The sequence below is a fragment of the Methylorubrum pseudosasae genome, from assembly GCF_029504475.1.
In the GTDB taxonomy this organism is placed as follows: domain Bacteria; phylum Pseudomonadota; class Alphaproteobacteria; order Rhizobiales; family Beijerinckiaceae; genus Methylobacterium; species Methylobacterium extorquens.
This window is the reverse complement of the sequence record NZ_JAQGDU010000002.1, coordinates 797,501-809,821: the sequence shown is the minus strand read 5'-3', so window position 1 is coordinate 809,821 and position 12,321 is coordinate 797,501. Positions and strand designations below refer to the sequence as shown.

Genomic DNA, 12,321 nt, shown 5'->3' with positions numbered 1-12,321 from the left:
TCTCAGGCCACCAACCTCACGCGGCCGGCGCGACCTCGGCGAAGGGCCAGCGGGCGCGGGCCGGCACGGTGAGATCATCGACGAGGCCGAGGCGCAGGCGCTCCAGCCCCGCCCAGGCGATCATCGCGCCGTTATCGCCGCAGAGCGGCAGCGGCGGCGCGACGAAGCTCAGGCCCACCTCCCCCGCCTGCGCCGCGAGCGCCCGGCGGATCGCTCCGTTGGCGGCCACGCCGCCTGCCGCGACCAGAGCCGTCGGATGCCCGGCGACGCCCGCGAAGGCGCGCAGGGCGACGCGCACGCGGTCCACCACCACATCCACCACCGCCGCCTGGAAACTCGCGCAGAGATCGGCCACGTCCTGCGAGGCGAGGGGTTCGAGCCGCTCGGCCTCGATGCGCAGGGCCGTCTTCAGGCCCGACAGCGAGAAATCCGCCTGTCGCCGCCCGATCATCGGCCGGGGCAGCGCGAACCGCTCCGGATTGCCGGTCTCCGCCTGCCGCTCCACCTCGGGGCCGCCGGGATAGCCGAGCCCGAGAAGCTTGGCGACCTTGTCGAAGGCCTCGCCGATGGCGTCGTCAATGGTGGTGCCGAGCCGGACATAATCGCCCACCCCCTTCACCGCGACGAGCTGCGTATGCCCGCCGGAGGCGAGCAGCAGCAGATAGGGGAAGGCGAGCCCGTCGGTGAGCCGCGGCGTCAGCGCGTGCGCCTCGAGATGGTTGACCGCGAGGAGCGGCTTGCGCGCGACGAGGGCGAGGGTCTTGGCCGTGACGAGGCCGATCAGCACACCGCCGATCAGGCCGGGCCCGGCGGCAACCGCGATCCCGTCGATCTCCTTCAGCGTCGTCCCCGCCCGCTGGAGCGCCCGAGCGATCAGGCGGTCGAGCACCTCGACATGGGCGCGGGCGGCGATCTCGGGCACGACACCGCCATAGGCTGCGTGCTCGGCGATCTGGCTCAGCACCTCGTTGGCGAGGATCTGTCCGCGTTCCCCCTCACCGAGCGTCACGACGGCGGCGGCGGTCTCGTCGCAGGTGGTCTCGATGCCGAGGATCTTCATGAGTGTCACGCTGACGTCCACGCACCGTTGCGTGCCGGGGGCCGGCCCGCCTACTCCATGTTTCGCGAAAGCTCGGTCAGACCGGTCGCGACACCACGTCTACGACGAAACCGCCGACGGATACAGGTGAGGCTCGACGGCGACGGACGCTGTGGATGGCGTGAGGGAGAGGGGCGCATGCGGATCTGGGTGTCGCGGCCCGAGCCGGGCGCGAGCCGCACGGCACGGCGGCTGGCCGAGCTCGGCCATGCGGCTCTGGTGGCGCCCGTGCTGCGGATCGCGCCGAGCGACGGGCCGCCGCCCACCGGCCGGTTCGACGGGCTGATCCTGACAAGCGCCAACGCCGCCGCGCCGCTCGCCGCAGCCGGCCTTCCCGAGGCACCGGTCTTCGCCGTCGGCACCCGCACCGCCGAGCGGGCGGAACGGGCGGGCCTGCGCTCCGTGCACTGCGCCGACGGGGACGCCGTCAGCCTGGCCCGGCTCGTCGCAGCGCATGTGCGGCCGGGCGGCACCCTCCTCCATGCGGCCGGCGAGGACCGCAAGGCCGAGCCCGCCGCGAGCCTCACGGCTGCGGGCTACCGCGTCACGACCTGGACGGCCTACGCGGCTCTGGCCGAGGCAGCCCTGCCGGAGCCGGTGGTGCAGGGGCTGATGGGCCGGGACGGCGCGCCGCCGCTCGCCGCGGCCCTGCATTTTTCGCGACGAAGCGCCGAAATCGCGGTGCATTTGTCCGGCAAAGCCGGTCTGGGCGGAGCGTTTCGGGCGCTGGCGCATTACTGCCTGTCTCCGGACGTGGCCTTGGGACTGGTCGAGCTCGGCGTCGCGGCCCATTTTGTAGCGGCGCGCCCGAGCGAGGAAGCTCTCCTTGCCGGTCTCGCGGCTTCGGACTGAACGGCCTCGTCGTCCCCGCGGGCCGGTGGGGACGCGAGAGCGTGTCGGAGCGTCGGAGATGGAACCCGGAAGCGGTTCCGATGGATGACGGCGCCGGTTCGCTCTTCTATGGGAGCACACTGCGCCGGTGCGGCGGCTGAATGGAGCGAACGCCCGTGACTTCACCCAAGGACGGCGCCAGGGATGGCGCCAAGTCGCCGGAGCAAGGCAAGTTTTCGGAGCAAGGCAAGTCGCCGGAGCAGGCCCGGGAAGCGGCCAGGGACGTGACGAAGGATTCGTCCCGGCCCGCTGATAAGGCGATGGGCAAGCCTGGCGAGCCATCCGCAGCGGCCTCCACCCCGAAGGTCGAGCCGGCCAAGTCGGGGCCAGCGGCGTCGGAGCCGGTCAAGTCCGAGCCCGCAAAGGCGGGTCCGACCGGCAGCAGCGCCCTGCCCGGTAGCAATGCGCAAGGCTCTTCCGCGCGCCCACAGGACGTTCGAGCGGACGCGCCGCTGAAGCCGGGCGCCACCGGCAGCAGCGCGATCCCTCCGTCGGCCGCCTCCTCGACCAGCGCAGGAACGATGTCCAACAAACCCACGGAGCCCGGAAAGCCGTCCGGCGCGCCGGCCGCTGCCTCCGGCACGCCGGGCGGCAATGCACCGTCGAAGCCGGGCGCCACCGGCAGCAGCGCGATTCCGCCGAATCCGGCCGGCGCCAAGGCGACCGATGCCAAACCGGACACGTCCGCCAAGGCCGGCACCACCGGCAGCAACACGGTGAAGCCGGAGACACCGGCCTCCGGAGGTGCCACCGCAGGCAACACCAATTCCAGCGGTACCAAGCCGGATGCGGCCTCGGGAGCCGCGCCGAGTGCCACGCGGGTGACGGAGACGGCCTCGCTGACCGACGGCCCGATCCTCGATCTCAAGGCCAAGCGCCTCTCCGATGCGGCGGATGCCGCTAAGCCGGGCGCGAAGCCCGATGCCGGCAAGGAAAGCGTGGGCGCACCCGCTTCGGCCAAGGACGCCGCCCGGGAAATGCCTAAGGACACCGCGAAGGCGGCACCGGCGCGCGGCGGCGCGGGCTTCGGCTCTGTGGCCGCCTCGGGCCTGATCGGCGGCCTGATCGGCGCCGGCCTCCTCTACGGCGTCACCACCTATCAGCGGGGCGCCGATCCGCGCCTTGCAAACCTCGACAAGTCCCTGGCGGGCCTTGCCACGAAGGATTTCGTAGCCGGGCTCGACAAGCGCCTCGCCGCCAATGAGCAGGCGCTCAAGCCCCTGCCCGATGCCGTCGCCCGCGCGGAAACCGCGGCCAAGGCCGCCGCCGACCGTGCCAACGAAGCGCTGCAGAAGGCGGGCGTCGCCCCCGCCGCGGCCCCCTCGGCCGACGGTTCCGCCCCGGCGCCGGCCGTCCCCGCCGACATCGCGGCCCGCCTCGATGCCCTCGATCAGCGCGTTTCGGCGCTGCAAGAGGAGCCCGGCCGCGACGGCACGGCCGAGGTGAAGACCGCGCAGGCGATGGATCCGGCCGCCCTCGCCGCCCTCGACGACCGGCTCAAGGCGCTCGAAACGAACGGCGGGAAGAGTGCTGCGTCCGATCTCTCCGACAAGATCGCGGCGCTGCAGGCGGATGTCGCGTCCCGTGCCAAGGCGGACGAAGCGGCCGAGGCCGCCCTCGGCAAGCGTGTGGACGAGGTGCAGAAGGCGCTGGACGGGCGCATCGCCGCCGCGACCCAGACCGTGCAGGAGGCGACGCAGGCGAGCAAGCAGGCCGCCGACGCCGCTCAAAGCCGCGCCGACGAAGCCGTGAAGGGCCTGGAGCGCAAGCTTCAGGAACAGTCGGACCGGATCGCCGGCCTCGACAAGGCGGTCGATCAGAGCGCCAAGCAGTCCACGGTGCAGTCGGCCCTGCGCATCGTCGCGGCCGACCGGATCGCCTCGGCGCTGGAAGCGGGCCAGCCCTACCCGGATGCGCTCGCCAGCCTGCGCAACCTCGAACCGGCGGATTCCAAGCGCCTCGACGCGCTCGGGCCGTTCGCCGACAAGGGCGCGCCCACCGCTTCAGGCCTCGCCGCGGAGTTCCGCCGGATCTCGGAGAAGATCGCCGAGGCCAAGCGCGCGGCCCAGGCCAAATCCGTCGCCGAGACCGGCAGCGTGGGCGACCGTCTGATGAACATGGCGAGTTCCCTGGTGCAGGTGAAGCGCGCCGACGGACCCACCGCGGGCGGAACCCAGGCCGCCGCCGGCAGCGCAGCTTCGACCGCGCAGGTTCAGGCGGCGCTCGACCGTGGGGACCTCGCCGAGGCGGCCAAGGCCTACGCCGCCCTTCCGGAGGAGGCGCGGGCGCAGGGCGGCGATTTCGGAACGCGGCTCTCGGCGCGCGCCGAGGCGGGCCGCGCGGCCCAGGCGCTGCTGGCTGATGCCTTCACCGGCCTGCCGCCGGCACGCTGACGGCCAGGACCGGCATCGATGACGACGAACCAGCCGCGGCCTGCGCGGCGTTCCCCCCTTCCACTCTGCCCGGGCCGCGTGCGCCCGCTCCCCGTGCTCCCAAGGAGGCCCTGACCCATGTGGCGCGCCCTCGTCTTCCTGGCCCTCCTGGCCGTCGCCGCCTACGGCGCGGTGTGGATCGCCGACCATCCGGGCACCGTGACCGTCGTCTGGAACGGCTACGAGATCGGCATGAGCCTCGCCATCGCTCTCACCGGCGTGCTGGTGGCGGCGATTGTCCTCGGCCTGATCTGGGCGGTCGTCACCGGCGTGATCGGCCTGCCCGCCAGCATCAGCCGCTCGACCCGTGAGCGCCGCCGCAACAAGGGCCTCGCCTCGCTCTCGCGCGGCATGATCGCCGTCGGCTCCGGTGACCCGCTCGCGGCCCGCCGCCATGCGGGCGACGCCGAGCGCCTGCTCGGCAGCCAGCCGCTGACGCTCCTGCTCAAGGCCCAGGCGGCGCAGATCTCCGGAGACCGGGACGCGGCCGAACAGGCGTTCAAGCGCATGGCCGACGATCCCGAGACCCGTGTGCTGGGTCTGCGCGGCCTGTTCGTCGAAGCCCGCCGTCGTGAGGACGAAGGCGCTGCCCGTGCCTACGCCTCCGAGGCTGCCCGTCTCGCGCCGAGCGTCACTTGGGCGAACGAAGCGGTGCTGGAGGCGCAATGCGCCGACGGCGAGTGGTCCGCCGCGACCGAGACCGTGGAGCGCCGCGCGGCGCTGGGGCTGATGGACAAGCACGCCGCCCGCCGCCAGCGCGCGGTGCTGCTCACCGCTGCCGCCCAACGCCACGAGGCCGGCGAGCCCGATACCGCGACCGAGCAGGCGCTCAAGGCCGTCAAGCTCGCCCCCGACCTCGTGCCGGCGGCCGTTATCGCCGGCCGGCTGCTCGCCCGGCGCAACGATCTGCGCAAGGCCGCCAAGATCATCGAAGCTGCGTGGAAGGCGACCCCGCATCCGGAACTCGCCAAGGTCTACCTCAACCTGCGCACGGGCGACTCCGCCCGCGACCGGCTCGCCCGCGCCGAGAATCTGGCCAAGCTCTCGTCCTGGGAGCCGGAATCGCGTCTGGTGATCGCCCAGGCGGCGACCGAGGCCAAGGATTTCGGCCGCGCCCGCGAGGCGCTGACGCCGCTCACCGACGACCGGCCGACGGCCCGCGTCTGCCGGATGATGGCGCGGATCGAGGCCGCCGAGCACGGCGCCGAGAGCGGACGCTCCCGCGAGTGGCTCGCCCGTGCGGCCCGCGCCCCGCGCGACCCGGCCTGGGTCGCCGACGGCATCATCTCCGAGCGCTGGGCGCCGGTCTCGCCGGTCTCCGGCCGTCTCGACGCCTTCGTGTGGAAGACCCCGCCCGAGATCCTGGCTGGCCCCGAGGACGACGACGCCCCGGCCCCGGCTCCGGCCGAACCCGCTGCTCCGGTCGCGATCCCGGCCGCGCCCGTGCCGGCTCCGGTCACCACGGACAGCCCAGCCCCGTCCACGCCCGGCTTCCTCCAGACCGGTGCAGGCACCCCCTCGGTCCCGCCGACGCCTGCTCCGGTCAATGGCCCCACCGGCCCGTCATCGGCCACGCAAGCCGCCGCTGCGGACCGTCCGCGCCGCATCGCCTGAAAACCCCCACGCCGCCCGGACCGGAGCCGGGCGGCGCACAACGCGTGCGTCTGTGGCATTCTTCGCCTTGCCAGACGCCCACGCCCCGGCTACAGACCCGCACCTGCCGCAAGAGACCACCGCCCGCGCCCCGCGCCCGCGTCGGTCCCCGGCCGGTTCCGGAGGGGTGGCCGAGTGGTTGAAGGCGCACGCCTGGAAAGTGTGTATACCGGAAACGGTATCGCGGGTTCGAATCCCGCTCCCTCCGCCAGAAATTCCAAAAAACCATGAAAGCTGCTGTCGTTTCTTGGAGCGGCGCGCTGCCTGCCGGAGCGACCGCTCCGCCAGCTTCTCAGATCGGCTGGATGCCATCGTCCGTCGGTAGGAATTCGCTGACGTTCCGGACCGCGATCACGACCTCTGAGACCGAAGCGTAGGGAGCATCCACGGCTTCCGCGTTCCCTCATGCGCTGTTCGAGGATGGCGCGGTGTTGGGGTCCGAGCCCTCATCCCTGCGCACCAGCCTCAGATACGGCGCGACCAGCGCCCCTTCAGCGTGGGACAGCCGACCGGTGCACAACGGCCCCTCGGTCCACGTCGGTTGGGGAACGACGACCCGACTTGCGCGTCTCATCTTGGAACACCCAGTGAGGACGCGACAATGTCGGTTTTCCAAATTCGCCAGGGCGGAACGGGCGCGATCCTCTGGACCGGCGCGGCCGCCAACGAAATCCAGGCCATGGATGCGATGGCCCATGACGCGGGCTACTATGACCACTCCGATCTTCCGGAGAACATGCGCCGGGGTCTGAAGGTCGAAGCGCTGTCGTTCGGCGCCGCCCGAGGACAGGCATCGGCGGGCAGAACGCAGGGCGGCCGAACCGGGCAGGTCGTGATGGGCACGGCGATCAACGATCGCAACCTCGGCCGGGCAGCAAGCTAGCGCCCGTCCCCTATCGAAGGGGCGGACCGCCTACTGGGAGGCCGTCCCTGTCATGCGCGGCATCGGCATTTGCCGCGTGAATCCGCGCGAAGCCGCCCGTTCGGCGGCCTCCAGCTTCTGTCGGCACTCGACCGCGTCCTGTAGCGCGTCCGAGATCGCCTGTCGAAGGGCGGCCACGGCATTGCCGCTCGACGTTTCGAGATACTGCTCGACGAGTACGTCCACCGCATCCGCTCGCGCTGCGGCCACCGCGCACACCATGCTCGACCTCTCACTCTGACGAGGGGCGGCGTTTGTTGCAGCAGTGTGGCCCTGTCGAGGCCCCACCCGCATCTCGGCCCGTTGCAGATGCCGGATAGCGCCGAGCCAAGTGGACCTGACCCAGCTCGAACAACCTCGGCGCCTGCCGAGACGCTGGCAGCGTCGGAGGGATCAGCGACACCCTGCAGCGAGGCAGTACCAGGACACACGCTGCCGTGGCGTTGCAGCAGGCGCTGCGAACCCAACAGTTTGGATGTCGTGCGGCAGGGATACTGTATTGCCTTCCGGGGACGTACGTTTCTAAGTTTCCAACAAGGATGCCCGAACCCTGGGTTGCAGGCATCGCGCGGAACTCACAGAAATCTTGGGTCCCGACTTATCCGTTAATGGGCCGACCGTCCTTCCGTTATAAAAATTTAAGTCTTGGCACGGCACTGCTTTGCGCTGAAAACTGCAACTTGGTCTGCCGAATTATGATCGCTGCGTCCCGTCTTGGGGTCCGTCTGCCCGCAATGACCATTGGTCTCGCGCTTCTCAGCGCTGCGGCAATGGGGGGTTTGAGCTGGTCATCGGCCAAGTCAGGCCTCATCGAAGCGGCCGGGGCTCGGCTCGAGCTTGCTGCGGCCGCTCGACGCGACGGTATCGAGCTTGTGGCAGACAGAATGCAGGCCGATTTTCTGGCCGCCGCCGGTCACCCGCAGATCGTCTCGAACTTCCCCGATCTCGTCGAGACCCTTGACCCCTCGAAGCCCGACTTTGCCGGCATCGTCGAGGCTTTCCAAAGCCCCCCGACGGTCGAAGCGCGCGTTGCATTGGACAGCACGCCTGCGACCGCGATGTACGGTCGACGGCACGTCAAGGTGCAGGAAGTGGCCCGCCGGATCGTCGCCGAGCCGGGATATGCCGATCTGATCTTTCTCGATGAAAGCGGACGCGTCGTTTACACGACGACCAAAGGCAACGACTTCGCCAAATCGCTCGACGATCCGAGCCTTAAGGAAACCGGGCTCGCGCGCCTCGTCGAGCGCCTGAAGAGCCAGGATCCGGGGGCGACGGCGTTCGAGGATTTCGCGGCCTATCCGGTCGGCGGCGGACCCTCGGCCTTCATCGGCCGGGCCATGACCAAGCGAGCCAACGTCGCCATGGGCACCGCCCAGGCGGTGGAGCGGATCGGCTTCGTCGTCCTTCGCGTGACCCCGGCCCTGTTCGACCGGACACTCGCCAAAAGGGCAGGTCTGGGCGAGACCGGGCAAATCCTGGCAGCGGGCGCTGATGGCCGCCTCCGCTCGAATCCTCCCCTCAACCCGGCTGTGAAGGCCGGCGCGCCGATCTCGGACCTCGGCTTCTCCGCATCGCAACTCTCCGGCGGAAGCTTCGCCTATCCGGCGGCGGACGGACGCCACATGGCGGCGAGCGCCACGGTTTCGGTCTTGGGCGCGCCGTGGACGGTGGTGGCGGAGCAGACGGAGGCGGAAGCCGTCGGTGCAGTGCAGACCCTTTCGCGCACCCTCGCCCTCACCGCGCTCGTCGTGCTCCTGGGAACGGCCATCCTCGGGCTGCTCCTCGCCCGCTCGATCGTCCGGCCGCTCAGCGCGCTGACCCAAGCCCTGAGCGCGCTCGCCGCTCGCGAGACGCTGGCTGAGGTGCCGGGCAGCCGACGCCGGGACGAGATCGGCGACATCGCCCGCGCCGTGGTGACGATCCGCGACATGTCTCTGGAAGAGGCCGCTCAGCAGCTTCAGACGACGGAAGCCGCACGGCTGCGCGAAGAGCAGGCGCGCCGCACCCTTCTGCGCGACCTCGCCGACCGCTTCGAGGACTCCGTGGGCGGCATCGTCGCCGGTGTGGCACACGCCGTCGCGGGTCTGCAGGGCTCGGCCGCGACGATGCAAAACGCGGTGTCGGGGACCGCGCAACGTTCGACCAGCGTCGCCGGCGCCGCCCAGCAGACGGCCAGCAACGTCAATGCTGTGGCGGCAGCGGCGGAAGAACTCGGCGCCACCGTCCAGGAGATCGGCCGGCAAGTGGAGCAGGCCACCGGCATGTCCGCCGCGGCCGTTCAGGCGGCTTCCCGCACCGAGGAGACGATGGCCGCGCTCGCCCAGGCCGCGACCCGCATCGGGGATGTCGTCGGTTTGGTTTCGACCATCGCCAGCCAGACCAACCTTCTGGCTCTCAACGCCACGATCGAGGCGGCCCGTGCGGGCGAAGCCGGGCGCGGATTCGCGGTCGTGGCGTCCGAAGTGAAGGAACTCGCCAGCCAGACGGCGCGGGCCACCGACGAGATCGGCCAGCAGATCACCGCAATCCAGGGCGCAACCGAGGGTGCTTCGCAGGCGATCCAAGACATCGCACAGCAGATTCAGGCGATGCGCAGCGTGACGACGAACATCGCGACCGCGATCGAGGAGCAGGGTGCGACGACTCAGGAGATCGTGCGCAGCATGTCTCAGGCCTCGACGGGAACCGTCGAGGTGACGACCAACATCGCCGAGGTCGCACAGGAGGCCGAAGGCGCTGGTCAGGCCGCTCGCGCGGTCGCAACCGCAGCCGATGGCCTAGCAGACCAGTCAGCCGTTCTGCGATCCGAGGTCGAGAAGTTCCTGGCGAACGTGCGGGCCGCATAACGCGACACACGAACGCGTCCAAGGGCGACAAAGGGCAACGGGCATCAGCCTCGGGCGGAGCGCAACGCCACAGACATCGACGAGCGGTCGCTGTAGGAGCGGGTGAAACGATCCGGCCCAGGCATGAGAACGCTCCAGCCCACGCTCTTCGACGAGGTCTCCGCCCATCTGCCGCTCTTTGACGGCCTGTCAGAGGAAGCCGCCGAACGCCTCGCGGCCGGCGGCTACGGGCGCGGGTTGCTGACGGCCTCGCTCCGGGCCCGGCTGCGCAAGGCCGGTTTCGCCGACATGGCCGCGCTGGCGCTCGCGTCGCCGGTCGAGCTGATGGCGGTGCGTAAGATCGGCCCGGTGCGGGTGTCCGCAATCCGGGCCCATCTGCTCCGAGAACTCGCGCGGCTGGTCCCTGGCGCGAGAGCCGACCACGACACCAACGCAACCGACCGGCGGCGGCTGGAGCGGCTGCGCGCCATGCCGGGCGAACGATACGGCTGGGCCGGCGAGACCTGCGCCGATCTGGCCGTGAAGCGGTGTGCCGATATCAGGGCTGAACTCGATATCCCCGCGGCCGACCTCGACCGGATCGCCGCGGCACTCACCCGAGCGCTGTTGCCGGAACGGCCGCGTGTGCCCTCCGTTGCGGCTGCGCCCGAGCTTGACGCGGCGCCAGAGACAACGCGTGCGCGCGAGCGTGCCGAGCTGCTGCGGGAGCAAGAACGCCAATGGGACGCGGCCGCTCCTGACGCCGACATTCGGCCGGGGCGCGTGGTCCGGTAGGTGGTGCCGCAGACCGCGTCACAGCGGGCGTTGATCGCCGGGCTCAATACGGCTCGTGGGCGCGATGGACCGGTTGGACGGCGGCGGCATGATTCCGGGGGGATGCGAGCACCGTGCGTTGAGCGCGGGGCAGAGCCGCCGGACTGAACGCCGCTGACTGCCCGTCTACCTCATGCCCGCCTCCAGCGGGTTTCGTAAATCCCACCTTGCTCCGCCCGGCCCAGCCGCGGCGGGGCTTTTTCGTGTGTGCGTCCTGGTGGCGAGGCTTCACGACGCGGGCGGTATGTGCGTGCTGCGCTCATGGGCATCACTGTCTCCGACAACACGGAGACAGCCCGCCGCCTCAAGGCAACGATCAGCCCTGTGATACGCCTGGCAGTCTCGGGAAATACGGGCTGTTGCTGCGGTTCAGAGCGGGAGCGGTCGGGTTCCCCTGCGAGCCGGCCGGCGCCTTCCGGGGCGAGAAGTACGGGTCGTAATCGCTCCAAGGCGCAGACTTTGCAGCGTCGGACTTGCGGGCGACCGGCTTCGGAGCGGGTCTCGTCATGAAGGCTTGTCCATCGGTGTGAACAGGCCTTTTAGGCGAAAAGGGTTAATTGCACTGTTACCAAAAGGGCACGGGCGCGCCGGTTGAGATCGACCGATCAAAGCAAGTCATCGGTACGAGCACCGCAACAATGTCAGCTGTTCACAGCAGCCGAACAACGCTCATAAGACGCGATGAATGCCTCCGCCTCGTGTCGACGCAAGCCCGTGACGACATGCCCCGCGGTCGAAACCGTCCAGAGACCATCTGAATTCTGCGAGAGGACGAGCTTCGTCACCGGTACCCCCTTGTGGCGGCCAATCGAGCACCTGTTCCAGGCTGCGGTTCCGCACGCAAGTGGCAGCTTACGAATACGGCTCGGGTCGAGCAGCTGACCTTTCCGAGGATCACTCTTTCGAGGCACCTGCTATCCGCGGCGCCTTCTTCCGTCACTCCGGAGAACACCCCGGCCGAAACGGGTTATGAACGGAGCAAGGTGAGGCTGGGAGATCCGGCTTCGGGACCGACGTCGTCGAGAGTGAGTGCATGGCCCGCAAGCGTGTCCGCCCCACAGCTGAAAGCCTGATCGAGGCTGCCGGCCGTCTCGGCCTGTCCCCGGCACAGATCGATGTCGAGGCTCTGCGCATCCACCTCGAACTGCCGGAATTCGGTGCGGCGGTCGAAGACGAGCGTGTCGCGCACGCTCTGCGCGAGATGAAGACGGCGCGTGCCTTCGTCGAGACCGGCATTCCGGCCCTGAAGCGAGCGGTCCCTGCCCTCAGGGCGGTGGTGGCCAAGGACCAAAGCATCCGGTGGACCATCCGGGTCGGCATCCCGCTGCTCGATGCCGGTCGCATGGACCTGCGTATCGATGCCGCGCCGGACCCGATCATCGCCGAGATCCTCCAGGGCATGGCGGCGCGAAACGATCCGACGCGTCGGCTGGAAGAACTGCGCGCCGCCGTGACGGAGCTGGCGGTCCAGACCACGCGCGACCTGCGCAAGCCGGTCGATCGGCTCAGGTCTCAGATCCTCGTCGATCTTCGCGAGGTGGGCGCCGATGCGGCGGCCTATCTCGAGCATCTGGACCGCTCGTTGCGCTCCCGCCCGTTCAACTTCAGTCCGAGGCTGGCGCGCTCCCTCGCGGATGCCCTGACGCCGGTCCGCCAGCGTGC

At 70.3% G+C, this 12,321-nt stretch carries 8 protein-coding genes, 1 tRNA gene and 1 pseudogene (1 of these 10 running past the window's edge); 8 read left to right on the top strand and 2 right to left on the bottom strand.

Annotated features, from left to right (window positions below):
- Window positions 1-16: 16 nt before the first annotated feature.
- Window positions 17-1,060, bottom strand: coding sequence for a tRNA (adenosine(37)-N6)-threonylcarbamoyltransferase complex transferase subunit TsaD (tsaD, locus tag M2437_RS04625; RefSeq protein WP_182570161.1), 1,044 nt, complete (start codon window positions 1,058-1,060; stop codon window positions 17-19).
- Window positions 1,061-1,237: 177 nt separating this feature from the next.
- On the opposite strand from tsaD, the gene M2437_RS04620 reads away from it, so the two are divergent.
- From M2437_RS04620 to M2437_RS04600, 5 genes are all read left to right on the top strand, one after another.
- On the top strand, window positions 1,238-1,951 hold the full coding sequence (locus M2437_RS04620) for a uroporphyrinogen-III synthase (protein ID WP_253389501.1): 714 nt from the start codon (window positions 1,238-1,240) through the stop codon (window positions 1,949-1,951).
- Between the two features lie 155 nt (window positions 1,952-2,106).
- The gene (locus tag M2437_RS04615) at window positions 2,107-4,383 is read left to right on the top strand and encodes a COG4223 family protein (protein WP_253389500.1); all 2,277 of its coding nucleotides are present in this window, start codon (window positions 2,107-2,109) and stop codon (window positions 4,381-4,383) included.
- 117 nt (window positions 4,384-4,500) lie between these two features.
- A complete protein-coding gene (locus tag M2437_RS04610) occupies window positions 4,501-6,036 on the top strand; it encodes a heme biosynthesis protein HemY (RefSeq protein WP_253389499.1) in 1,536 nt (511 codons plus the stop codon).
- A gap of 160 nt (window positions 6,037-6,196) precedes the next feature.
- Window positions 6,197-6,286: transfer RNA gene (locus M2437_RS04605), tRNA-Ser, on the top strand.
- 390 nt (window positions 6,287-6,676) lie between these two features.
- Window positions 6,677-6,958: a hypothetical protein gene (locus M2437_RS04600; RefSeq protein WP_003603222.1), complete on the top strand. Its 282-nt coding sequence runs from the start codon at window positions 6,677-6,679 to the stop codon at window positions 6,956-6,958.
- 30 nt (window positions 6,959-6,988) lie between these two features.
- Here the strand turns inward: M2437_RS04600 and M2437_RS04595 are convergent, their stop codons facing one another.
- On the bottom strand, window positions 6,989-7,219 hold the full coding sequence (locus tag M2437_RS04595; RefSeq protein ID WP_253389498.1) for a hypothetical protein: 231 nt from the start codon (window positions 7,217-7,219) through the stop codon (window positions 6,989-6,991).
- Between the two features lie 473 nt (window positions 7,220-7,692).
- Here M2437_RS04595 and M2437_RS04590 point away from each other — a divergent pair, with 473 nt between their 5' ends.
- From M2437_RS04590 to M2437_RS04580, 3 genes and pseudogenes are all read left to right on the top strand, one after another.
- Complete coding sequence (locus M2437_RS04590; RefSeq protein ID WP_253389695.1) at window positions 7,693-9,846, top strand: methyl-accepting chemotaxis protein; 2,154 nt, start codon at window positions 7,693-7,695, stop codon at window positions 9,844-9,846.
- 123 nt (window positions 9,847-9,969) lie between these two features.
- Window positions 9,970-10,620, top strand: coding sequence for a hypothetical protein (locus M2437_RS04585; RefSeq protein WP_253389497.1), 651 nt, complete (start codon window positions 9,970-9,972; stop codon window positions 10,618-10,620).
- A gap of 1,072 nt (window positions 10,621-11,692) precedes the next feature.
- Window positions 11,693-12,321, top strand: a pseudogene (locus M2437_RS04580) (helicase-related protein); it runs 1,517 nt beyond the window's last position.